Genomic DNA, 19,935 nt, shown 5'->3' with positions numbered 1-19,935 from the left:
GAGAATCGAGGAAAAAAGATGCAAGAAAAGATTTTGGTAACTGGTGGTGCCGGTTTTATCGGAACCCACACTGTTATTGAATTGATCCAAGCAGGTCATCAAGTGGTTGCAGTGGATAACCTTGTCAACAGCAACCGTAAAAGTTTAGAAGTTGTTGAAAGAATCACAGGAGTTGAAATTCCTTTCTATGAGGCAGATATCCGTGATACTGATACTCTCAGAGATATTTTCAAGCAAGAAGAGCCAACAGGTGTGATTCACTTTGCTGGTTTGAAGGCTGTAGGTGAATCAACACGTATCCCTCTTGCCTACTATGACAACAATATCGCTGGAACTCTTAGTCTTTTAAAAGTTATGGAAGAAGCAAACTGTAAGAATATCATCTTCAGTTCTTCTGCGACAGTTTACGGAGATCCTCACACAGTTCCAATCTTAGAAGATTTCCCACTTTCAGTGACCAATCCTTACGGTCGTACCAAACTCATGCTAGAAGAAATCTTGACTGATATCTACAAAGCAGACTCAGAATGGAATGTGGTCTTGCTTCGTTACTTTAACCCAATCGGAGCACATGAGAGTGGAGATTTAGGAGAAAATCCAAACGGTATCCCAAACAACCTCTTACCATATGTGACTCAGGTAGCTGTTGGAAAATTAGAGCAAGTACAAGTCTTCGGAGACGATTACGATACGGAAGATGGAACTGGTGTTCGTGACTATATCCACGTCGTAGACCTAGCCAAAGGTCACGTTGCAGCTCTTCAAAAAATCCAAAAAGGGTCTGGCCTTAACATTTATAACCTTGGAACAGGCAAGGGCTACTCTGTTCTTGAAATTATTCAAAATATGGAAAAAGCAGTGGGACATCCCATTCCTTACCGCATCGTAGAACGCCGACCAGGAGACATCGCTGCCTGCTATTCAGATCCTGCAAAAGCCAAAGCAGAACTCGGATGGGAAGCAGAATTTGATATCACGAAAATGTGTGAAGACGCATGGCGTTGGCAAAGTAAGCATCCAAATGGATTTGAAGACTAAGATAATGATTTCGATCATTGTCCCCTGTTTAAATGAAGAGGAAGTACTTCCTCTTTTTTATCAGTCTATTGAAGATTTGCTTCCTGATCTGGGAGCAGAGGTCGAGTATGTCTTTGTAGACGATGGCTCAAGCGATGGAACCTTAGAGCTCTTGAAGGCTTATCGGGAGCAAAATCCTGCGGTGCATTATATCTCGTTCTCGCGAAATTTTGGGAAGGAGGCAGCTCTGTACGCAGGTTTACAGTATGCGACTGGGGACCTGGTGGTTGTGATGGATGCAGACCTCCAGGACCCTCCCGGTATGCTACTTGAGATGAAAGCCTTACTAGACCAAAATGCAGACTTGGACTGTGTTGGGACACGGAGAACTAGTCGGGAGGGAGAACCCCTCTTTCGCAGTTTCTGTGCTGATCTTTTTTATCGCCTCATGCAAAAAATCAGCCCAGTAGCTCTCCCCTCAGGCGTCCGTGATTTCCGCATGATGAGAAGGTCTGTGGTAGATGCTATTTTAACCCTGACCGAGTCCAATCGGTTCTCTAAGGGACTCTTTGCCTGGGTGGGCTTTAAAACGCACTATCTTGATTATCCAAACGTTGAACGACAGGCTGGCAAGACCAGTTGGAGTTTTAGACAGCTCTTTTTCTACTCGATTGAAGGGATTCTCAATTTTTCAGATTTCCCCTTGAGTATAGCCTTTGTAGCTGGACTTCTATCTTGTTTTATTTCTTTTATGATGACTGTTTTTGTAGTGTTTCGGACTCTTATCTTGGGAAATCCAACATCTGGCTGGACCTCTCTGATGGCTGTCATTCTCTTTCTTGGGGGGATTCAACTTCTGACCATTGGAATTCTGGGCAAGTATATCAGTAAGATTTATCTAGAAACCAAAAAAAGACCACTCTACCTCATCAAAGAAAAAAGTGATCTTTCTATTTTTGAAGGAAAAAATAACCGGAAAAGACTATAATTTTACCTAGAAATATGCTAAACTAGTAGGTGAAGGGATTAAAGTGATAAAGAGAATCTACAAAATCAATCTCCCTTTTAAACTATGATGGATCTTTTAGAAGTGCACGTGTAGGACAATTTTTGATGGCCTCCAGAACATCGCTGTTCTCAGCGATTTCTCTTTGCAATTCAACTGGATCATCGCAAAATCGAACGATTCCATTATCATGGTAATCAAAGAGTTCAGAATAGGTTTGGCAAAGCCCGCAGGCGATGCACCGTTCAGGTATAAGTGTGAGTTTCATATTTATATTGTAATAAGAAAGTTTAAAAAATACAAGGAGTAAGGTATGGCAAAGGAACCATGGCAAGAAGATATCTATGAAAATAGTGAGGAAGAATCAAGATCAGAGCGTCGTCGCCGTAAACAAAAAGGAAAAGGCGCTGTTGCGAATCGTGTCTTAACAGTTCTAGCTAGCCTCTTCTTTGTGATCGTTGTAGCGATGGTGGTTGTATTGATTTACTTATCAACCGGAGGAAGCAATCGTACTTCATCTTTGAAGGACTTCTATGATACATCGTCTCCTTCTACAAGTTCAAGTTCTAAAGTAGAAGCATCGTCATCTTCAAGTAGCAAGGTAGAGGAAACATCTTCTTCTGAAACAACTCCTTCAGAGAGCAGTTCAGAAGAGCACACAGAAGGAGAAGGAACACTCACTGTGCATCCTGGAGAGGGTGAGGCAGCTCTTGCTCAACGTGCAGGGATTTCCATTGCTCAATTAGAAGCCCTAAATCCTTCTCACATGTCATCTGGATCTTGGTTTGCCAACCCAGGTGATGTGATTAAGACAAGATAGGAGTCGGGAATGAAGACAATTCAAATTGCTATTGATGGTCCAGCTTCCAGTGGTAAGAGTACGGTTGCAAAGATTGTCGCTAAAGATTTTGGTTACACTTATCTCGATACTGGTGCTATGTACCGTGCTGCGACTTATATAGCGCTTAAGCACCAGTTGGATGCAGGAAATGTAGAGCAACTTTTGGAATTGCTTGATCAACATCCCATTAGTTTTGGACGTTCAGAAACTGGTGAGCAACTTGTTTTTGTAGGAGATGTTGATATTACGCATCCGATTCGTGAAAATGAAGTGACCAACAAGGTTTCAAGCATTGCTGCCATTCCTGAGGTGCGTGAGAAACTGGTTTCTCTTCAGCAAGAGATTGCCCAGCAAGGTGGTATCGTCATGGATGGCCGTGATATCGGGACAGTTGTTTTACCACAAGCTGAACTCAAGATTTTCCTAGTGGCTTCTGTTGAAGAAAGAGCAGAGCGTCGTTACAAGGAAAATATTGCTAAAGGGATTGAGACTGACTTGGAAACGCTGAAAGAAGAGATTGCGGCGCGTGACTACAAGGATAGTCATCGTGAAACCTCACCTCTCAAGCAGGCTGAGGATGCAGTTTATCTTGACACAACTGGACTAAGTATCCAAGAAGTGGTCGAAAAAATTGAATCAGAAGCAAAAAAATATATGTCCTAGGGACGAGAGGAGCAGGCTAGATGATGCCTGCTCCTTTTCTCTCTTTTGCGCGCGTTTCAAAACAGTCTTTTTGGGAGAATTTTGATAAAATAGTAATATCAATAAAAAGGACGGAAGCATGACAAAGAAAATCATAGCCATTTGGGCCCAGGATGAAAAAGGTGTGATTGGGAAGGAAAATCGTCTCCCTTGGCATTTGCCGGCAGAGTTGCAACATTTTAAGGAAACAACTTTAAATCATGCCATACTGATGGGACGAGTGACCTTTGATGGCATGGGACGTCGTCTGCTTCCAAAACGGCAAACCCTGATTTTAACGCGCAATAGCGAAGAGGTCATAGATGGGGCGCTCGTATTTCAAGATGTGGAGTCTGTTTTAGCGTGGTATCAGAGTCAAGAAAAAAATCTCTATATCATTGGCGGAAAACAGATTTTTCAGGCTTTTGAGCCTTATTTAGATGAAATCATCGTGACACAGATTCATGCTCAGATAGAGGGAGATACCTATTTCCCTGAGGCGTTTGACTTGTCTCGTTTTGAGACGGTCGCAAGCAAATCTTACACCCGAGATGAGAAAAACGACTATGATTTTACCATCGAATACCGAGATAGAAAGGAAGTCTAATGGAGCGCAGTATATTTGGATTTTTCACAGCTTTTTTGTGTGTAATCTGTATCTTGACTGGAGCACAGGCTTTTCGTAAGAAGCGCTATGGACTGTCTGCCTTACTCTGGTTGAATGCCTTTACCAATCTGGTAAACAGTATTCATGCTTTTTACATGAACTTATTTTAGATAGAATGATAAATTAGAATGGAAGGAAATCATGCCTACAAATAGGAAAAATGATATGATGGTTTATTGCTCATTTTGTGGCAAAAGCCAAGAAGAAGTAAAGAAAATAATCGCTGGGAACAACGCTTTTATCTGTAATGAATGTGTGGAGTTGGCCCAGGAAATCATTCGGGAGGAGTTGGCCGAGGAAGTTTTGGCAGACTTGTCTGAAGTGCCAAAACCAATCGAACTCCTCAATATCTTGAACCACTATGTGATTGGTCAAGATCGTGCCAAACGTGCCTTGGCAGTGGCTGTATACAATCACTATAAACGCATCAATTTCCACGATACGCGTGAAGAGTCAGAAGATGTGGATTTGCAGAAGTCAAATATCCTGATGATTGGCCCAACTGGTTCAGGGAAAACTTTCTTGGCTCAGACCTTGGCTAAGAGCTTGAACGTGCCTTTCGCTATTGCAGATGCGACAGCTCTGACTGAGGCTGGTTATGTGGGTGAGGACGTGGAAAATATCCTCCTCAAACTTTTGCAGGCTGCTGACTTTAACATCGAACGTGCAGAACGTGGGATTATCTACGTGGATGAAATTGACAAAATTGCCAAGAAGAGCGAGAATGTGTCTATCACACGTGACGTTTCGGGCGAAGGGGTACAACAAGCCCTTCTCAAGATTATCGAGGGAACTGTCGCTAGCGTGCCACCTCAAGGAGGACGCAAACATCCACAACAAGAGATGATTCAGGTGGATACTAAAAATATCCTCTTTATCGTGGGTGGTGCTTTTGATGGCATCGAAGAAATTGTGAAACAACGTCTGGGAGAAAAAGTCATCGGTTTTGGCCAAAATAACAAGGCGATTGACGAAAATAGCTCCTACATGCAAGAAATCATCGCAGAAGACATTCAAAAATTTGGTATTATCCCTGAGTTGATTGGACGCTTGCCTGTCTTTGCAGCTCTTGAGCAATTGACGGTTGATGACTTGGTTCGCATCTTGAAAGAGCCAAGAAATGCCTTGGTCAAACAATACCAAACCTTGCTTTCTTATGATGATGTTGAGTTGGAATTTGACGATGAAGCCCTTCAAGAAATCGCCAATAAGGCTATCGAACGTAAAACTGGTGCGCGTGGTCTTCGCTCAATCATTGAAGAAACCATGCTAGATGTTATGTTTGAAGTACCAAGTCAAGAAAATGTGAAATTGGTTCGCATCACGAAAGAAGCTGTCGATGGAACGGAAAAACCCATCCTAGAAACAGCCTAGAGGTGACTATGGAACTTAATACACACAATGCTGAAATCTTGCTCAGTGCGGCTAATAAATCCCACTATCCGCAGGATGAACTGCCAGAGATTGCTCTAGCAGGACGTTCAAATGTTGGTAAATCTAGCTTTATCAACACCATGTTGAACCGCAAAAATCTTGCTCGTACATCGGGGAAACCTGGTAAAACCCAGCTGCTCAACTTCTTTAATATTGATGACAAGATGCGTTTTGTGGATGTACCAGGTTATGGCTATGCCCGCGTTTCCAAAAAGGAACGTGAAAAGTGGGGGCGCATGATTGAGGAGTACCTGACGACTAGGGAAAATCTCCGTGCCGTGGTCAGTCTGGTGGATTTTCGTCATGACCCGTCAGCAGATGATGTGCAGATGTACGAATTTCTCAAGTATTATGAGATTCCGGTTATCATCGTTGCGACCAAGGCGGACAAGATTCCTCGCGGTAAGTGGAACAAGCACGAATCAGCAATCAAAAAGAAATTAAACTTTGACCCAAGTGACGACTTCATCCTCTTTTCATCTGTCAGCAAGACAGGGATGGATCAGGCTTGGGATGCAATATTAGAAAAATTGTGAGGGAAAGAAATGGCAAAAACAATTCATACAGACAAAGCTCCAAAAGCTATCGGACCATATGTTCAAGGAAAAATCGTTGGCAATCTTTTGTTTGCTAGCGGTCAAGTTCCCCTATCTCCTGAAACTGGAGAAATTGTAGGAGAAACGATCCAAGAACAGACAGAACAAGTCTTGAAAAATATCGGTGCTATTTTGGCTGAAGCAGGAACAGACTTTGACCATGTTGTCAAAACAACTTGCTTCTTGAGCGATATGAATGACTTTGTTCCTTTTAACGAGGTTTACCAGACTGCCTTTAAAGAGGAATTTCCAGCTCGTTCAGCTGTAGAGGTTGCACGTCTTCCTCGTGATGTAAAAGTCGAAATTGAAGTGATTGCAGAGATTGGATAAGCTAGTTGAAGTTTGGCTCTGCCAAACTTTTTTTGATATAAGGAGAGATAGATGACAAAGAAACAACTTCACCTGGTGATTGTGACAGGGATGAGTGGCGCAGGGAAAACGGTAGCCATTCAGTCCTTCGAGGATTTGGGATATTTCACTATTGACAATATGCCACCAGCCCTCTTGCCAAAGTTTTTGCAGTTGGTTGAGACCAAGGATGATGACCATAAGTTAGCCCTAGTAGTCGATATGCGGAGCCGTTCTTTCTTTTCAGAGATTCAGGCTGTTTTGGATGAATTGGAAAACCAAGACGATTTGGACTTCAAAATTCTCTTTTTAGACGCAGCAGATAAGGAATTGGTGGCACGCTATAAGGAAACTAGACGAAGTCACCCTCTAGCTGCAGATGGTCGGATTTTAGATGGCATCAAGCTGGAACGCGAACTCTTGGCACCTTTGAAAAACATGAGCCAAAATGTGGTGGATACGACCGAACTCACTCCGCGTGAGCTTCGTAAAACCATTGCAGAGCAATTTTCAGATCAAGAACAGGCCCAGTCTTTCCGTATCGAAGTCATGTCTTTTGGATTCAAGTATGGTATCCCTATCGATGCAGACTTGGTCTTTGATGTCCGTTTCTTGCCAAATCCATACTACCTCCCTGAACTTCGCAATCAGACAGGTGAGGATCAAGCAGTTTATGACTATGTGATGAATCATGAAGAGTCTGAAAGTTTTTATCAGCACTTACTCGCCTTGATTGAGCCCATTTTGCCAAGTTACAAAAAAGAAGGCAAGTCCGTCTTGACCATTGCAGTAGGATGTACAGGTGGACAACACCGTAGTGTAGCCTTTGCCAAGCGCATAGCTGAGGACCTTGCTAAAAATTGGCCTGTCAATGAAAGCCATCGTGATAAAGACAGAAGAAAGGAAACGGTAAACCGTTCATGAGAAAACCAAAGATAACGGTAATTGGTGGAGGAACAGGTATCCCCGTCATTTTGAAAAGCTTGCGAGAAAAGGATGTTGATATCGCAGCCATCGTAACGGTAGCTGATGATGGTGGCTCTTCTGGTGAACTAAGAAAGAATATCCAACAGCTGACACCACCAGGCGATCTTCGCAATGTTCTGGTAGCCATGTCGGATATGCCTAAGTTTTATGAGAAGGTTTTTCAGTACCGTTTCTCAGAAGAGGCTGGAGCTTTTGCGGGTCATCCTCTAGGAAATATCATTATAGCAGGGCTTTCTGAAATGCAAGGGTCCACTTATAATGCCATGCAGCTGCTAAGTCTCTTTTTCCACACAACAGGAAAAATTTACCCATCGAGCGATCAGCCTCTGACACTGCATGCAGTCTTTAAAGACGGTTCTGAGGTGGCAGGTGAGAGCCACATTGCAGATCATCCAGGCATGATCGACCATGTCTATGTGACCAATACCTTGGATGATGAAACACCGCAAGCCAGCCGTCGAGTAGTCAATACCATCCTCGAGAGTGACATGATTGTCTTGGGGCCTGGTTCCCTCTTTACATCGATTTTGCCCAATATTGTCATTGAGGAGATTGGACAGGCTCTCTTGGAGACTAAGGCTGAGATCGCCTATGTCTGCAATATCATGACCCAGCGTGGGGAAACAGAGTACTTTTCAGACAGTGACCACGTGGAAGTCCTCCATCGACACTTAGGTCGGCCTTTTATTGATACGGTCTTGGTTAATATCGAGAAGGTTCCTAGAGAATACATGGATACCAACCGTTTTGATGAATATTTGGTTCAGGTAGAGCATGACTTTGCTGGTCTTTGCAAGCAGGTCCCTCGTGTGATTTCATCCAACTTCCTTCGTTTGGAAAATGGAGGAGCCTTCCATGATGGCGATTTGATTGTAGATGAATTGATGCGCATTATACAGGTTAGAAAATGAGTTTCACAGTAGCAGTAAAGGAGGAAATTCTTGGTCAACACCATCTCAGTCGTCATGAATTGTCTGCCATCATCAAGATGTCTGGCAGTATCGGTCTCTCGACTTCAGGCTTGACCTTGTCAGTTGTAACTGAAAATGCTAAGTTGGCTCGGCATCTCTATGAGTCCTTTCTCCATTTTTATGAGATTAAGTCTGAGATTCGACACCATCAGAGAAGCAATCTTCGCAAGAATCGTGTCTACACGGTCTATACCGATGAGAGGGTGCAGGAGCTTTTAGCTGATTTGCGGCTTGCGGATTCCTTCTTTGGTTTGGAGACAGGTATTGATCCTGATATTCTAGCAAATGAAGAAGCTGGACGTGCTTACTTATGTGGGGCCTTTCTGGCAAATGGTAGCATCCGAGATCCGGAGTCTGGTAAGTATCAGTTGGAGATCAGTTCCGTTTATCTGGACCACGCCCAAGGACTAGCCTCTCTCCTCCAGCAGTTTTTGCTGGACGCCAAGGTCATTGAGCGCAGGAAAGGTGCAGTTACCTATCTTCAGCGGGCAGAAGACATCATGGATTTCTTGATCGTGATTGGGGCCATGCAGGCGCGTGATAATTTTGAGCGCGTCAAGATTTTGCGCGAAACTCGTAACGATCTCAATCGAGCCAATAACGCTGAAACAGCTAATATCGCTCGAACGGTTTCTGCTAGTATGAAGACCATCAATAATATCAGTAAAATCAAAGATAGAATGGGTTTGGAAAATTTACCCGTGGATTTGCAAGAGGTGGCTCAGTTGCGGATTCAGCATCCAGACTACTCTATCCAGCAGTTGGCAGATAGTCTAAGCAATCCCCTGACCAAAAGTGGCGTTAACCACAGACTTAGAAAAATCAATAAAATAGCAGATGAATTATAATGATATAAAGTAACCCCTTGAATTATCAATATCTTCAAGGGGTTTTGTTGTGTTATAAAATCAAAAAGGGGCAACCAAGGGGCAGAATTAAAAAATAGTATCTAATTTATTGACCAGTTTATCCTCCATATCCTCAGTAGTATGAGAATAGATTTCCAAAGTCATCTTTGCATTTGAGTGCCCAACTCGATCCATTATTGATTTTATTGGGAGGCCAGACTCTGCTAAAAACGAAATGTGAGAATGTCTGAAAATATGGCTAGATAAGTTTTTTTCTATTTTAGCCTGTTTTCCATATTTTTTTAATATTTGAATAAAGCAAGATATTGTTGTAGGTTGATTCCATCTTTCAAAGCAGAAAATATAATCATCGCTTGACAATGGCTGGAAACGTTCACTAAGTCGCACTATTTGCCTTTGAATAGCTTCCATAACAGTCTTCGATACTTTGATTGTCCGTATTGAATTTGTAGTCTTTGGTAGCGTCTTGATTTTGTTTACTGAATCAAAATTACCTGAGATCTCAATTTTGTTGTTTTCGAAGTCTATATTCTTTAGCTGCAAGGCAGTTAACTCACCATATCTCATCCCAGTTAATGCCAGCACAAGAACCATATCAGCGTACTTTTGGTGATATTCTCGACGATTAAGGACATCGACAAGTGCTTTTATTTCTTGCATGGTGAGAAAGTTGTTACGCTTTTTTTCCAGTTCTTCTAAAGTCTTTGGTTTTTGAGGAATCGTAGTATAATCTACTTCGTTGTTATCGATGTATGAGTATTGAACGGCGTACTTGAATATACCTCTTAATCTGTGCCTAACTTTTTTAGCTGTAATATATCCATTGCTTTCAATAACTTTTTCAATTGCCTGCTGAAGAAAGCGCCTATCAAGATTTGCTAGTAAAGTATCAGATGGTATGACTTGTTTCATTGTCTTATCAACTGACTTACAATTATGTTTTGTGGATTCTTTGACTGTTTGCGCCCACGATTTATAAAAAAGGTTATAGATTTCTTCAAATGTAATGCTTTCTACTTGTTTTGTGCTGAGTTTTTTATTTATCTTCTCTTGCAACAAGATAGCAGCTTGATTTCTTGCCTGGGGAGTTTTCTTTTCCATAGTGACTGAGACTTTTTTTAATTTCTCAGTATATGGATCTTTGTATCGCTCAAAATATTTAAACTTGCCATTTGGCAATTCTTCTACCCACATTGTATTTTCTCCTATATTTTGGTAAAATGGGTATAAGAAAACGACCTTTTGAATGGTTGTTTCTTATACATGCTTTCCTCACACTCAGAGTCGCTAAACTTTGCGAGTGTGGGGATTTTTTGTTTGAACTATTTCCATTTTGGAAACAACTGGTTTTTTATTAAACCGCAATTTTCCCATTTGCATCTGGTGTTTTGAACAAAGCAATGATCCCTTGAAATAAGCCAAGAAAAACAGATATACCAGTAATAAGTAAAATCAGATGAAAGATTCCCTTACCATTATACCCAGCGTAAAAATGATGCGCACCGAATCCACCGAAGAATATAGCTAGTAGAACATATAACCATTTATTTACATAGTGCATTCCGTATGTAGCTTGTTGGGTGTTAACAACTTGCGACTGATTTTGGATAGCGTTATTCTCGTTTACGATACTAATATTGATTTTGTCATCTTTCTCACTGTCTTTTTTCATGACAATGATTTCTCCATCAACCTTGTGAACTTCGACCTCATCTCCCAATTGTGGGACAAAATTTAACTCAGATGGGCTCAATTTTAGGTACTCTTCATTGTGTGCGATTGTGATCTCCGCACCAGTTACTTTGATAATTTTAGCCATTTTTTATTCCTTTCATCTTTAATTCAACAATGCTAAATACTCTTCTTTAACCATTGTTTCATCAGCAATGGTTTTTAAATTATACTTTTCCATAAAAACTAGGTAATTAAATGTAGTGGTATCTTCAGCTATATCCAACTCGGCCTTTATCAGATGATGAATCATATTTCGGTTAGCTTCAAGCTCACATTTCTCCCTGAAAAGGCTATAAGTGTCTGGCGCGTGATTTTTATGGCCTATTTCATGTAGGGCAACTTGGACCCTTTTCTCATCTGATATAGCATCACTCAAAAACATAGTTTGGAGGGCTGGGATATAAAATGCCTCATCTGGAAATAGACCATCTTCAAAAATCTCTATATCTATACCTAGATTTTGAGAAAATTCTTTTTCAGTCATAAACAATCCAACCTTTGATTATTATTGCTTTTTGAGATAAATTTCGATAATATTTTGAATTGCTTTTTTATCTTCTTCAGTTAGTGGCTTCCCATTAAAACGCATAGCAGTAGAGGCGAGTTCTTCGACATCGACCTCTTTGCCCTCAAAAAAGAATTGTTCTTTTGAGTTAGCGATAGCAGGGTTATCCGTACGGCCAAGCAAGTAGTCAGTAGACACGTTGAAGTAGTCGGCGATTTGTTGAAGCCGTTCAGCAGAAGGTTGATTCCTTTTCAACCCGTACAAAGAATTTTTGCCTAGTTTTAGCTTATCTTCTAAAGTATTTAGCGAAATCCCTTGTTTTTCACATAAATCTTTTACGATTTCAAAAGTAGAAAACATTGATTTATCAGCCTTTCTAAGACATGACAAAAAATATTTTACAAAATACGCAAAAAATAGTTGACATTATTTCGCGTTTACGCTAAAATAGTTTTTGTAAGTTAATGAGTTAGTAAAAAAACGAAGTTAAAACTTATCTAAAAATAAATAGCTTTGGCGAGCAAGAAAATTGATAGATATAACGTTTTATCAAGGTTTTTAATTATGCTTTCATTTTAGCAGATACGCTAAAAACTGTCAAGCATTTTATAAAATAATTTACTGACTCATTTTCTTACTTTTTGAAGAAAGGAGGGAGACGGATGTCAAAAAATGAAGCTCCTCTAATATCTTTAGAGAATCTAAAAAACGATATTCAAAGTTTTGTTGAGAAGGTCGCTGATGAAGCTATTCAACAATCTGAGACATATTCGCAAGCAATTTTGCTAGTTTCGAAAAACACTAGTTTTTCAGAGCATGACTTAGCAATGACAAAAGCTATCCAAGACGAAATCACGAAGCGCGCCTTGAATAGCCGTGTGTAAAAATTATATCGCTTCGATTTTCACAATTGAAGCAGAAGCGTAGATGGTTGATGGTTTTTCAATATCGAAGAAAAACGGAGCGTTTGCTACTATTTCTAAAAAACTTGGAACCAAACCATCGTGATGATGATACCAAAGTCCGCTAAGCTCACTTAATGAAACTGAGTTGTTTGAAGTTTTCCAAGTTTGAAAAATTTGTTCTTCATGGAAAATAGCTTCGGTACCATCTGAAAAAGTAACTTTTATTCTATGCATATGATCCTCCTTTCTAGTTTTATTATAGCAGAAAGCGAGGAGAGAAAAAGAAAAGAAAGGAGAGAAATATGCCAAATATGGATGGTGGACGTCAAAAAATCAGAGATTATCTGAAAGAGCATAATTTGACGATGGCAACGCTAGCAGTACAGTATAGCATGGCTCGTCAAGATGTAACTAATATCCTGAATGGTAAGCTGAAAAATCCACAAGCAAATCAGTTCATTGCTCGGGTTATTGAAGATTTTAAAATTCGCTAATACAAAAAGCACCTAACAAAAGTCAGGCGCTCAACAAAATATTCATCTAAATTATATCACGAAAGGAGCAAAAATGGAAGCAGTTGAAATTGTAAGAATTAAAGATGTGATCATCGAGAAAGTTTCGGCTAATGATGAAGAATTAGAACACATCTTTGGATGCACAAAGCGACAAGCAGGAGACATGAGGCGAGAGATGAAGAAACTACCTAGCCAACAGAAACATCTTAGAAATGATGGCCAGCTTGTCACAATCAAAGGTTTTGACGAATATCTGCAATATCGTGGGACTCAAGCTTGGAAAAAAGAAATGGTGAAAAGCAAGAAAATGAGGTCAATAGGATGAACTTTTTAACAAAAATAAAAAACTGGTTGGAAAAAGAAATAAATACTGACTGGAGAATCGTAGCTTTGGATTTAAACAGAGCATTGATTGACCTTCAAGAAAAATACCAACAAGCGAATCAGCGTATAGCTGATCTTGAAAATATTGTGGCGATTTATGAAGGAAAGGAGAAAGCAAGATGATGGAATACATTTACCTGGTAACAATCGTAGGAATAGTCCTGTGGTCACTAGTAAATAAACTAGATGATCACGCTGAAATGAAGCAGAAAAAACGTCAGCTGATGGCAAGTAACATTGCACGCATGAATCTGAGAAATTCAGATAAGCAATTTACTTATGATGTAGAGCCACCTGTAGGGCTCACAAAAGGTGTTGAAGAAGGAGCTTAAAATGGTAACGATCAATAAACTAGAAATTGAAAACGTTAAGCGCGTGAAAGCAGTTAAACTAGAGCCGTCAGCGGCTGGTTTGACAATCGTCGGAGGAAATAACAATCAAGGTAAAACAAGCGTACTGGACGCGATTGCTTGGGCGCTGGGTGGCAACAAGTACAAACCGAGCCAAGCACAACGTGAAGGCAGCACAATCCCGCCAAGCTTAAAAATCACGCTATCAAACGGCTTGATTGTGGAGCGTAGCGGGAAGAACAGCACTCTCAAGGTCATTGACCCGAGTGGTAACAAGGCTGGTCAAAACTTGCTTGATAGCTTCGTGGAAGAGCTGGCCATCAACTTACCTAAATTCATGGAGCAGACTAGCAAAGAAAAAGCGAAGACATTACTACAAATCATCGGAGTTGGTCCGCAGTTAGCTGAGCTAGAAATGCAGGAGAAAACTAAGTATAACGAACGTCATGCGATTGGTGTGATCGCGGACCAGAAAGAAAAGTTTGCGAAAGAGCAACCGTACTACCCAGATGCACCGAAAGAATTGGTCTCTATCGCTGAGCTTATCCAACAACAACAAGCTATCCTTGCCAAGAATGGCGAGAACGCCCGCAAGCGCCAGAACTTGGTAGCTATCCAATATCAACATGACTCAGCAACCGCGGAAGTTGAACGACTGGAGCAATTGCTGGCTGATGCGAGAACAAAAGAAGAGCAATTGGCTCAGGACTTGGCTATTGCAAATACTGACGCAATGGATCTTATCGATGAGTCGACTGAAGAAATCGAAAGCAACATCGCAGAGATTGACGAAATCAATCGTAAAGTGCGTGCTAATCTGGACAAGGACAAAGCTGAAGAAGATGCTAAAGGTTATCGTGAGCAGTACAAGGAACTTGACAATGTGATTGCAGACATCCGCAAGCAGAAGACAGACCTGCTTACTAACGCTGACTTACCATTACCAGGGTTATCTGTGGATGATGGCGAGTTGCTCTATCTTGGTCAGCGTTGGGACAATATGTCTGGCAGTCAGCAACTGCAAGTTGCAACTGCAATCGTGCGTAAATTGAAACCAGAATGCGGTTTTGTGCTGATTGACAAGCTAGAGCAAATGGATCAGCAGACTTTGCTAGAGTTTGGCCGATGGCTCGAACAAGAAGGCTTGCAAGCAATCGCGACACGAGTGTCAACAGGTGATGAATGTAGCATCCTGATTGAAGACGGGTATAGCGTGAAGCCAGAGGTGACACAAACGCCAAAAACATGGCAAGGTGGATTTTAAAAACTAAAGGAGAACAATCATGAAAAAAACAGAAACTTTTATCGTATTACGTAACAAAAAAACAGGTAACTTTTTGTTGAAATACAAAAGCAAAGAACAAACTCTTGCTTATTCAGCACATTATACAGAAGAACTAAAGCGAGCTGCTAAAAATGAAGTTGAAGCTACAAAAGTACAAATTGAAAATTTTACAAAACTAGCAAATGCGTTAGATTGTGAATTGCTCGAAGTGACTGCAACGTATGAGCTCAAAACACTTGATGGCGAAGAGCCGGAAGGATTGATTGAAGGAACTGAAACATCGGATGAAGAAGAATTTAAAAGATTCTTAAAAATGTTAAAAGCTGGATTGGAGAATGACTAAACATGCAAATTACAAGAGGAAAACGAGCACGAGCTCAAAAGGTAGTTATCTACGGACCGGAAGGAATTGGAAAATCTAGCTTTGCGAGTCAATTCCCAGACCCAGTCTTCATCGATACGGAAGGTTCGACAGATAACATGGATGTGGCACGACTCGACAAGCCAACAAGCTGGACCATGCTGATCAATGAAATCGCCTTTATCAAGGCAAACCCAACAGAGTGTAAAACGCTCATTGTTGACACAGTCGACTGGGCAGAGCAACTCGCAGTAGCTCACGTATGCTCACAACACGGAAAACAAGGGATTGAAGATTTCAGTTGGGGCAAAGGCTACACCTATGTCCAAGAAGAAATGGGACGTTTCTTGAATAGCTTGTCTGATTTGGTTGATATGGGGATCAACGTGGTATTGACTGCGCACGCTCAAATCAAGAAATTTGAACAGCCAGACGAAATGGGGTCTTATGACCGTTACGAGTTGAAACTTGGTCAAAAGACAGGCTCTAAGACTACTCCACTCGTAAAAGAATGGGCAGATATGGTTCTATTCGCTAATTACAAGACCTTAGTCATGACGGCCGAGAACGGCAAAAAGAAAGCCCAGGGCGGTGAACGTGTGATGTATACCAACCATCGACCGGCTTGGGATGCTAAGAATCGCCACGGATTACCAGATGAAATACCGTTCAACTATGCTGGAATCGCTCATATCTTTGCCGGCCAACAAGTCCAAACGCCTGCGCCACAACCGCAGACAGCCGCTCCTGAATCTCAGCAGGCTGTTCATCAAGCCCCTGAGCAAGTTCGAGAAGAACTACCTCTCGATATGTCGCAGGTAGCTGAAAAACCTCAAAATGAAGCTCCTAGCACGCCGCAGACACCACGTGCGCAATATCATGCAAGTTTGCCTAAGAGTTTGACGGACCTCATGATGCAAGGCAACGTGACGGAAGAAGAGCTCCAAAAAGTTGCATACATACGAGGTCACTTTCCGCTGGGCACACCAATCGAAAACTTTCCGCCTGATTATTGGGATATGATTGTTGCACACTGGCAGGCGACTATGGAAGTTATTCAAAATCAAGTACGAGCAGACCCTGAACTGCCCTTCACGATGTAGATTTTGGGAATTAGAAATCATAGCAAAATATAATAAGGAGTATCTATGAAAGATAAAACTATTAAAATTGATTTGTCAAAAATCGCAAATACAGCCCTACAAGAAAAGGTTGATAAAGAACTTGAGAAAGTTCTTGAGAACATTCTGGATCTCAACACGGAAGCTAAAGCGACTCGCAAAGTTACTATCACACTAACGATGTCAACAGACGATGAACGTACAGTCGTTAAGACAGGTATGGAAGTCAAATCCACTTTGGCACCGCAAAAAGGCGTTGCAACAACTGTTATTGTCGGTCGCGACGACACTGGTAAAATTCACGCAAATGAGCTCAAGAGCGGCATCCCTGGTCAGACTTACTTTGATGACAATGGAGACATGAGAACTGACACTGGCGAACTCGTCGAAGAAGTAGAACAACAAAGCACAAATATCATTGATTACAACAAAAAGAAAGCAGGTAACTAACCATGACAGAAAATCTCAAAGAAGCATTATCTTACACAGTCGAACTAGCGGGTAAAGAAAACAAAATCATTCGTTCAGAAACTGGGAAGGAATATTTTGACAGCAATGAATATGACTTACAGGAACTTAACCCTCGTAAGTACGCACCTATCCTTGAGCTTCAGACGCTCAAGAGTCTTGTTGATTATCTCAAGTCAGATAACGATCTCATCAGTGATCGTAAGCTTGTAGTTGTCGTGGACAGTTGTCAAAAAGTATCTGTATATGATCAAGTTGATTTTGAAAATGGTAAACGTCCTCAACTTGTGTCTGTAAGAGCATCTGTCCCAGTTATTCCTTTTAGCAATTGGCGCGATCAGGAAGAATTCAATATTATGCTGCAGTCTATGTTCATCAATGATGCAGACCGCAATTTAGTTTTGGATTTTGCTAGCCATCTGAAAATCGAAAAGGGTGCAGAAGTACAGGACAATGGTATCAGTCAAATGGCTACGGTTCGCGATGGTGTAGCAAGCCTAGCACAAGCTAAAACTCCAAATCCAGTAACCTTGCGACCATATCGTACTTTCAACGAAGTGGAACAACCAGCAAGTCAATTCGTCTTCCGCATCAACAAATTGGCAAATCTTGCGCTCTTTGAAGCAGACGGTGGCAAATGGAAATTAGAAGCCGTCGAAAGCATCGCGAATTATTTAAAAAATGAACTTGCTAGCAACAAAAAAATTACTATTTTAGCTTAAAGGAGAAATCAACATGACACAACAATACAACAACTTTGATCACGAAATTGGTTGGGAAGATACTATCGAAAAAGACTCGGATTTCGTCCTTTTGCCTGACGGATTGTACTTTTTCACAGTCGTTGGCATGGAACGCACGCGACACACACCAAATCCACAAAACCCCGGCAAATTACCAGCTTGTAACAAGGCTATCGTTAGCATCAAAATCGTGGCAAACGAAGGTGAAACAGAACTGCGCCACAACCTATTCCTACATAGTTCAACTGAAGGAATGTTATCTGCTTTCTTTGCCGCAATTGGTCAAAAGAAAAAAGGCGAACCACTTCGCATGAATTGGAATACCATAATTGGCGCAACTGGTGTATGTAAAGTCGGAACTCGACAATACAATAACAACAATTACAACGAAGTCAAATCCATGCTCTACCCTGAAGACGTTGATTACACAAAAGTGTTGAATCAACAACCTGGACAAACTACACAAGCAAGCTACCAGAAACCACAGCAGCCGAATTTTGCGCAACAACCACAACAGCCACAAGCTGGATACCAAGCTGGGCAATTTTAGGAGGTAAGGGATGCAATTAAGACCTTATCAACAGGAAGCACGGGAGGCTGTTCAAGCTGAATGGGCTAAAGGTCGCAAGCGCACGCTCTTAGTATTACCAACAGGATGTGGGAAGACGATCGTCTTTTCCAAAATCATAGAAGACCAAGTGAAAGAGGGCAAGCGTGTGCTTGTCCTTGCTCATAGGTCTGAATTGCTAGAACAGGCCAGCGACAAGCTCAAGACTGCGACAGGATTAGGAACGGCCTTAGAGAAAGCTGAAAACACCTCTATCGGTTCATGGTATCGAGTAGTCGTTGGATCAGTCCAGACCATGCAGAGGGAGAAGCGACTTAGTCAATTTCCTCCTGATTGGTTCGATACAATTGTAGTCGACGAAGCCCATCACGCCATTTCAGATGGTTATCAACGTGTACTTGGTTATTTTGAACAATCGAACGTCTTGGGTGTGACAGCAACGCCTGACCGTGGAGATATGAAGAACCTCGGCTCTTATTTCGACAGCTTAGCTTATGAGTATTCGTTAGTCCAGGCTATTAAAGAAGGCTATCTGTCTAAAATCAAGGCGTTGACAATCCCGCTTAGCTTGGATTTATCAAATGTCAGCATGTCAGCGGGTGATTTCAAGGCAAGCGATGTCGGAACAGCGCTAGACCCATACTTGGAGCAGATAGCCGATGAAATGGTCAAGCAATGTGCAGACCGCAAAACGGTCGTATTCTTGCCTTTGGTAAAGACCTCGCAGAAGTTTCGCGACATCCTAAACGCAAAAGGTTTTCGCGCTGCTGAAGTGAATGGAGAGTCCAAGGACCGTGCAGAAGTCTTAGAAGACTTCGAGAATGACCGCTACAACGTTCTTTGTAACTCTATGCTCTTGACTGAAGGCTGGGATTGCCCGTCAGTAGATTGCGTAGTTGTACTAAGACCTACTAAGGTGCGAGCGCTGTATAGCCAGATGGTAGGGCGTGGAACTCGCTTGCATCCGGGCAAGGAAGAATTGCTCTTACTAGACTTTCTCTGGCATACAGAACGCCATGAACTTTGTCGGCCTGCTCACTTAATCTGCGAGACACCAGAAGTTGCTCAGAAAATGGTTGAGAACATGGAAGAGCAAACCGGAGTCATGCTTGACCTTGAAGATATGGAAGTGAAGGCAGCAGAAGACGTAGTCGCACAGCGTGAAGAGGCTTTAGCCAAGCAACTTGCAGAAATGCGTAAGCGTAAACGTAAGCTAGTTGATCCGTTGCAATTTGAAATGTCTATCCATGCTGAAGATTTGTCAAGTTACGTCCCAAGCTTCGGTTATGAAATGGCGCCACCTTCAGAAAAACAAATCAAAGCGCTTGAGAAGTACGGTATCTTTGCTGACGAAATTGGAAATGCAGGAAAGGCTGCATTATATTTAGACAGATTGCACAAACGACAGTCAGAAGGCTTGACGACACCGAAGCAAATTCGTTTCCTAGAAGGTCGTGGTTTCAAAGATGTCGGTATGTGGCAATTTGACCACGCTAGGAATATGATTGATCGTATCGCTGCAAACGGCTGGCGATTACCAGCAGGCGTGCGACCAGCTGAATATGTACCGGGGTGATGT

30 protein-coding genes are annotated in these 19,935 nt (G+C 41.7%); 24 read left to right on the top strand and 6 right to left on the bottom strand.

What is annotated here, in order from left to right; all coding sequences use genetic code 11:
• Positions 1–18 precede the first annotated feature (18 nt).
• Together galE and HMPREF1516_RS07290 are read left to right on the top strand one after the other, a co-directional pair.
• Complete coding sequence (gene galE / locus HMPREF1516_RS07295; RefSeq protein ID WP_033606216.1) at positions 19–1,038, top strand: UDP-glucose 4-epimerase GalE; 1,020 nt, start codon at positions 19–21, stop codon at positions 1,036–1,038.
• Complete coding sequence (locus HMPREF1516_RS07290) at positions 1,022–2,005, top strand: glycosyltransferase family 2 protein (RefSeq protein ID WP_198014361.1); 984 nt, start codon at positions 1,022–1,024, stop codon at positions 2,003–2,005. Before galE ends, HMPREF1516_RS07290 begins: the two co-directional genes overlap by 17 nt.
• A gap of 82 nt (positions 2,006–2,087) precedes the next feature.
• Here the strand turns inward: HMPREF1516_RS07290 and HMPREF1516_RS09910 are convergent, their stop codons facing one another.
• Entirely contained in the window at positions 2,088–2,291 is a 204-nt protein-coding gene (locus tag HMPREF1516_RS09910) for a ferredoxin (RefSeq protein WP_162278996.1), read from the bottom strand.
• Positions 2,292–2,336: 45 nt separating this feature from the next.
• Here HMPREF1516_RS09910 and HMPREF1516_RS07285 point away from each other — a divergent pair, with 45 nt between their 5' ends.
• The 10 genes from HMPREF1516_RS07285 (at position 2,337) to whiA (ending at position 9,396) form a co-directional block, all read left to right on the top strand.
• Positions 2,337–2,843: an SAG1386/EF1546 family surface-associated protein gene (locus tag HMPREF1516_RS07285; RefSeq protein ID WP_001040924.1), complete on the top strand. Its 507-nt coding sequence runs from the start codon at positions 2,337–2,339 to the stop codon at positions 2,841–2,843.
• 9 nt (positions 2,844–2,852) lie between these two features.
• Complete coding sequence (gene cmk, locus HMPREF1516_RS07280) at positions 2,853–3,527, top strand: (d)CMP kinase (RefSeq protein ID WP_033606215.1); 675 nt, start codon at positions 2,853–2,855, stop codon at positions 3,525–3,527.
• 118 nt (positions 3,528–3,645) lie between these two features.
• The gene (locus HMPREF1516_RS07275) at positions 3,646–4,152 is read left to right on the top strand and encodes a dihydrofolate reductase (RefSeq protein ID WP_033606214.1); all 507 of its coding nucleotides are present in this window, start codon (positions 3,646–3,648) and stop codon (positions 4,150–4,152) included.
• Positions 4,152–4,322, top strand: a complete 171-nt coding sequence (locus HMPREF1516_RS07270; RefSeq protein WP_000442251.1) for a hypothetical protein — start codon at positions 4,152–4,154, stop codon at positions 4,320–4,322. Before HMPREF1516_RS07275 ends, HMPREF1516_RS07270 begins: the two co-directional genes overlap by 1 nt.
• Before the next feature lie 31 nt (positions 4,323–4,353).
• Complete coding sequence (gene clpX, locus HMPREF1516_RS07265) at positions 4,354–5,586, top strand: ATP-dependent Clp protease ATP-binding subunit ClpX (protein WP_002874765.1); 1,233 nt, start codon at positions 4,354–4,356, stop codon at positions 5,584–5,586.
• Between the two features lie 8 nt (positions 5,587–5,594).
• A complete protein-coding gene (gene yihA, locus HMPREF1516_RS07260; protein ID WP_000422603.1) occupies positions 5,595–6,182 on the top strand; it encodes a ribosome biogenesis GTP-binding protein YihA/YsxC in 588 nt (195 codons plus the stop codon).
• 9 nt (positions 6,183–6,191) lie between these two features.
• On the top strand, positions 6,192–6,572 hold the full coding sequence (locus HMPREF1516_RS07255; protein WP_001140420.1) for a RidA family protein: 381 nt from the start codon (positions 6,192–6,194) through the stop codon (positions 6,570–6,572).
• Positions 6,573–6,623: 51 nt separating this feature from the next.
• Positions 6,624–7,514: an RNase adapter RapZ gene (gene rapZ, locus HMPREF1516_RS07250; protein ID WP_000163039.1), complete on the top strand. Its 891-nt coding sequence runs from the start codon at positions 6,624–6,626 to the stop codon at positions 7,512–7,514.
• Positions 7,511–8,488: a YvcK family protein gene (locus HMPREF1516_RS07245; protein WP_001231060.1), complete on the top strand. Its 978-nt coding sequence runs from the start codon at positions 7,511–7,513 to the stop codon at positions 8,486–8,488. The genes rapZ and HMPREF1516_RS07245 overlap by 4 nt, the downstream gene beginning before the upstream one ends.
• Positions 8,485–9,396, top strand: coding sequence for a DNA-binding protein WhiA (whiA, locus tag HMPREF1516_RS07240; RefSeq protein WP_000011291.1), 912 nt, complete (start codon positions 8,485–8,487; stop codon positions 9,394–9,396). The genes HMPREF1516_RS07245 and whiA overlap by 4 nt, the downstream gene beginning before the upstream one ends.
• An 87-nt stretch (positions 9,397–9,483) precedes the next feature.
• Here whiA and HMPREF1516_RS07235 read toward each other — a convergent pair whose 3' ends face one another.
• From HMPREF1516_RS07235 to HMPREF1516_RS07220, 4 genes are all read right to left on the bottom strand, one after another.
• The gene (locus tag HMPREF1516_RS07235) at positions 9,484–10,611 is read right to left on the bottom strand and encodes a tyrosine-type recombinase/integrase (RefSeq protein ID WP_033606213.1); all 1,128 of its coding nucleotides are present in this window, start codon (positions 10,609–10,611) and stop codon (positions 9,484–9,486) included.
• Between the two features lie 160 nt (positions 10,612–10,771).
• Positions 10,772–11,236: a TM2 domain-containing protein gene (locus tag HMPREF1516_RS07230; RefSeq protein ID WP_033606212.1), complete on the bottom strand. Its 465-nt coding sequence runs from the start codon at positions 11,234–11,236 to the stop codon at positions 10,772–10,774.
• A gap of 18 nt (positions 11,237–11,254) precedes the next feature.
• Positions 11,255–11,635 carry an ImmA/IrrE family metallo-endopeptidase gene (locus HMPREF1516_RS07225; protein WP_033606211.1) on the bottom strand — a complete coding sequence of 127 codons (381 nt, stop codon included), beginning with the start codon at positions 11,633–11,635 and terminating at the stop codon, positions 11,255–11,257.
• A 21-nt stretch (positions 11,636–11,656) separates the two neighbouring features.
• Complete coding sequence (locus HMPREF1516_RS07220; protein WP_033606210.1) at positions 11,657–12,016, bottom strand: helix-turn-helix domain-containing protein; 360 nt, start codon at positions 12,014–12,016, stop codon at positions 11,657–11,659.
• A gap of 302 nt (positions 12,017–12,318) precedes the next feature.
• Between HMPREF1516_RS07220 and HMPREF1516_RS07215 the strand changes: the two genes are divergently transcribed.
• Complete coding sequence (locus HMPREF1516_RS07215; protein ID WP_033606209.1) at positions 12,319–12,540, top strand: hypothetical protein; 222 nt, start codon at positions 12,319–12,321, stop codon at positions 12,538–12,540.
• Between the two features lie 3 nt (positions 12,541–12,543).
• Here HMPREF1516_RS07215 and HMPREF1516_RS07210 read toward each other — a convergent pair whose 3' ends face one another.
• Positions 12,544–12,795, bottom strand: a complete 252-nt coding sequence (locus HMPREF1516_RS07210; RefSeq protein ID WP_033606208.1) for a hypothetical protein — start codon at positions 12,793–12,795, stop codon at positions 12,544–12,546.
• A 68-nt stretch (positions 12,796–12,863) separates the two neighbouring features.
• Here HMPREF1516_RS07210 and HMPREF1516_RS07205 point away from each other — a divergent pair, with 68 nt between their 5' ends.
• The 11 genes from HMPREF1516_RS07205 to HMPREF1516_RS07155 all read left to right on the top strand — a co-directional run bounded on the left by HMPREF1516_RS07205 (position 12,864) and on the right by HMPREF1516_RS07155 (position 19,932).
• A complete protein-coding gene (locus tag HMPREF1516_RS07205; protein ID WP_016397650.1) occupies positions 12,864–13,055 on the top strand; it encodes a hypothetical protein in 192 nt (63 codons plus the stop codon).
• A 73-nt stretch (positions 13,056–13,128) separates the two neighbouring features.
• A complete protein-coding gene (locus HMPREF1516_RS07200) occupies positions 13,129–13,401 on the top strand; it encodes a hypothetical protein (RefSeq protein WP_033606207.1) in 273 nt (90 codons plus the stop codon).
• Positions 13,398–13,583 (top strand): hypothetical protein, encoded by a 186-nt coding sequence (locus HMPREF1516_RS07195; RefSeq protein ID WP_033606206.1) that lies wholly within the window; start codon positions 13,398–13,400, stop codon positions 13,581–13,583. The genes HMPREF1516_RS07200 and HMPREF1516_RS07195 overlap by 4 nt, the downstream gene beginning before the upstream one ends.
• Complete coding sequence (locus HMPREF1516_RS07190) at positions 13,580–13,792, top strand: hypothetical protein (protein ID WP_033606205.1); 213 nt, start codon at positions 13,580–13,582, stop codon at positions 13,790–13,792. The genes HMPREF1516_RS07195 and HMPREF1516_RS07190 overlap by 4 nt, the downstream gene beginning before the upstream one ends.
• A 1-nt stretch (position 13,793) precedes the next feature.
• On the top strand, positions 13,794–15,074 hold the full coding sequence (locus HMPREF1516_RS07185) for an AAA family ATPase (RefSeq protein ID WP_033606204.1): 1,281 nt from the start codon (positions 13,794–13,796) through the stop codon (positions 15,072–15,074).
• A 19-nt stretch (positions 15,075–15,093) separates the two neighbouring features.
• A complete protein-coding gene (locus tag HMPREF1516_RS07180; protein WP_033606203.1) occupies positions 15,094–15,438 on the top strand; it encodes a hypothetical protein in 345 nt (114 codons plus the stop codon).
• Between the two features lie 2 nt (positions 15,439–15,440).
• The gene (locus tag HMPREF1516_RS07175) at positions 15,441–16,559 is read left to right on the top strand and encodes an ATP-binding protein (protein WP_033606202.1); all 1,119 of its coding nucleotides are present in this window, start codon (positions 15,441–15,443) and stop codon (positions 16,557–16,559) included.
• Between the two features lie 45 nt (positions 16,560–16,604).
• The gene (locus HMPREF1516_RS07170) at positions 16,605–17,027 is read left to right on the top strand and encodes a hypothetical protein (protein ID WP_033606201.1); all 423 of its coding nucleotides are present in this window, start codon (positions 16,605–16,607) and stop codon (positions 17,025–17,027) included.
• A gap of 2 nt (positions 17,028–17,029) precedes the next feature.
• Entirely contained in the window at positions 17,030–17,767 is a 738-nt protein-coding gene (locus tag HMPREF1516_RS07165; RefSeq protein WP_033606200.1) for a hypothetical protein, read from the top strand.
• A gap of 13 nt (positions 17,768–17,780) precedes the next feature.
• Positions 17,781–18,338 (top strand): hypothetical protein, encoded by a 558-nt coding sequence (locus HMPREF1516_RS07160; protein ID WP_033606199.1) that lies wholly within the window; start codon positions 17,781–17,783, stop codon positions 18,336–18,338.
• 10 nt (positions 18,339–18,348) lie between these two features.
• Complete coding sequence (locus HMPREF1516_RS07155) at positions 18,349–19,932, top strand: DEAD/DEAH box helicase (protein ID WP_033606198.1); 1,584 nt, start codon at positions 18,349–18,351, stop codon at positions 19,930–19,932.
• The last annotated feature ends 3 nt before the right edge of the window (positions 19,933–19,935 follow it).

Origin of the sequence: Streptococcus sp. CM6, from assembly GCF_000526095.1 — a bacterium.
GTDB classification, from domain to species: domain Bacteria; phylum Bacillota; class Bacilli; order Lactobacillales; family Streptococcaceae; genus Streptococcus; species Streptococcus oralis_BW.
Note: the sequence above shows the minus strand (reverse complement) of the source record. Positions and strands in the feature narration are given on the sequence as shown.

What these genes read in the sequence shown, in the direction of transcription:
- galE (WP_033606216.1), top strand. Translation starts at nt 19, where the DNA reads ATGCAAGAAAAGATTTTGGTAACTGGTGGTGCCGGTTTTATCGGAACC.
- HMPREF1516_RS07290 (WP_198014361.1), top strand. Translation starts at nt 1,022, where the DNA reads ATGGATTTGAAGACTAAGATAATGATTTCGATCATTGTCCCCTGTTTA.
- HMPREF1516_RS09910 (WP_162278996.1), bottom strand. Translation starts at nt 2,291, where the DNA reads ATGAAACTCACACTTATACCTGAACGGTGCATCGCCTGCGGGCTTTGC.
- HMPREF1516_RS07285 (WP_001040924.1), top strand. Translation starts at nt 2,337, where the DNA reads ATGGCAAAGGAACCATGGCAAGAAGATATCTATGAAAATAGTGAGGAA.
- cmk (WP_033606215.1), top strand. Translation starts at nt 2,853, where the DNA reads ATGAAGACAATTCAAATTGCTATTGATGGTCCAGCTTCCAGTGGTAAG.
- HMPREF1516_RS07275 (WP_033606214.1), top strand. Translation starts at nt 3,646, where the DNA reads ATGACAAAGAAAATCATAGCCATTTGGGCCCAGGATGAAAAAGGTGTG.
- HMPREF1516_RS07270 (WP_000442251.1), top strand. Translation starts at nt 4,152, where the DNA reads ATGGAGCGCAGTATATTTGGATTTTTCACAGCTTTTTTGTGTGTAATC.
- clpX (WP_002874765.1), top strand. Translation starts at nt 4,354, where the DNA reads ATGCCTACAAATAGGAAAAATGATATGATGGTTTATTGCTCATTTTGT.
- yihA (WP_000422603.1), top strand. Translation starts at nt 5,595, where the DNA reads ATGGAACTTAATACACACAATGCTGAAATCTTGCTCAGTGCGGCTAAT.
- HMPREF1516_RS07255 (WP_001140420.1), top strand. Translation starts at nt 6,192, where the DNA reads ATGGCAAAAACAATTCATACAGACAAAGCTCCAAAAGCTATCGGACCA.
- rapZ (WP_000163039.1), top strand. Translation starts at nt 6,624, where the DNA reads ATGACAAAGAAACAACTTCACCTGGTGATTGTGACAGGGATGAGTGGC.
- HMPREF1516_RS07245 (WP_001231060.1), top strand. Translation starts at nt 7,511, where the DNA reads ATGAGAAAACCAAAGATAACGGTAATTGGTGGAGGAACAGGTATCCCC.
- whiA (WP_000011291.1), top strand. Translation starts at nt 8,485, where the DNA reads ATGAGTTTCACAGTAGCAGTAAAGGAGGAAATTCTTGGTCAACACCAT.
- HMPREF1516_RS07235 (WP_033606213.1), bottom strand. Translation starts at nt 10,611, where the DNA reads ATGTGGGTAGAAGAATTGCCAAATGGCAAGTTTAAATATTTTGAGCGA.
- HMPREF1516_RS07230 (WP_033606212.1), bottom strand. Translation starts at nt 11,236, where the DNA reads ATGGCTAAAATTATCAAAGTAACTGGTGCGGAGATCACAATCGCACAC.
- HMPREF1516_RS07225 (WP_033606211.1), bottom strand. Translation starts at nt 11,635, where the DNA reads ATGACTGAAAAAGAATTTTCTCAAAATCTAGGTATAGATATAGAGATT.
- HMPREF1516_RS07220 (WP_033606210.1), bottom strand. Translation starts at nt 12,016, where the DNA reads ATGTTTTCTACTTTTGAAATCGTAAAAGATTTATGTGAAAAACAAGGG.
- HMPREF1516_RS07215 (WP_033606209.1), top strand. Translation starts at nt 12,319, where the DNA reads ATGTCAAAAAATGAAGCTCCTCTAATATCTTTAGAGAATCTAAAAAAC.
- HMPREF1516_RS07210 (WP_033606208.1), bottom strand. Translation starts at nt 12,795, where the DNA reads ATGCATAGAATAAAAGTTACTTTTTCAGATGGTACCGAAGCTATTTTC.
- HMPREF1516_RS07205 (WP_016397650.1), top strand. Translation starts at nt 12,864, where the DNA reads ATGCCAAATATGGATGGTGGACGTCAAAAAATCAGAGATTATCTGAAA.
- HMPREF1516_RS07200 (WP_033606207.1), top strand. Translation starts at nt 13,129, where the DNA reads ATGGAAGCAGTTGAAATTGTAAGAATTAAAGATGTGATCATCGAGAAA.
- HMPREF1516_RS07195 (WP_033606206.1), top strand. Translation starts at nt 13,398, where the DNA reads ATGAACTTTTTAACAAAAATAAAAAACTGGTTGGAAAAAGAAATAAAT.
- HMPREF1516_RS07190 (WP_033606205.1), top strand. Translation starts at nt 13,580, where the DNA reads ATGATGGAATACATTTACCTGGTAACAATCGTAGGAATAGTCCTGTGG.
- HMPREF1516_RS07185 (WP_033606204.1), top strand. Translation starts at nt 13,794, where the DNA reads ATGGTAACGATCAATAAACTAGAAATTGAAAACGTTAAGCGCGTGAAA.
- HMPREF1516_RS07180 (WP_033606203.1), top strand. Translation starts at nt 15,094, where the DNA reads ATGAAAAAAACAGAAACTTTTATCGTATTACGTAACAAAAAAACAGGT.
- HMPREF1516_RS07175 (WP_033606202.1), top strand. Translation starts at nt 15,441, where the DNA reads ATGCAAATTACAAGAGGAAAACGAGCACGAGCTCAAAAGGTAGTTATC.
- HMPREF1516_RS07170 (WP_033606201.1), top strand. Translation starts at nt 16,605, where the DNA reads ATGAAAGATAAAACTATTAAAATTGATTTGTCAAAAATCGCAAATACA.
- HMPREF1516_RS07165 (WP_033606200.1), top strand. Translation starts at nt 17,030, where the DNA reads ATGACAGAAAATCTCAAAGAAGCATTATCTTACACAGTCGAACTAGCG.
- HMPREF1516_RS07160 (WP_033606199.1), top strand. Translation starts at nt 17,781, where the DNA reads ATGACACAACAATACAACAACTTTGATCACGAAATTGGTTGGGAAGAT.
- HMPREF1516_RS07155 (WP_033606198.1), top strand. Translation starts at nt 18,349, where the DNA reads ATGCAATTAAGACCTTATCAACAGGAAGCACGGGAGGCTGTTCAAGCT.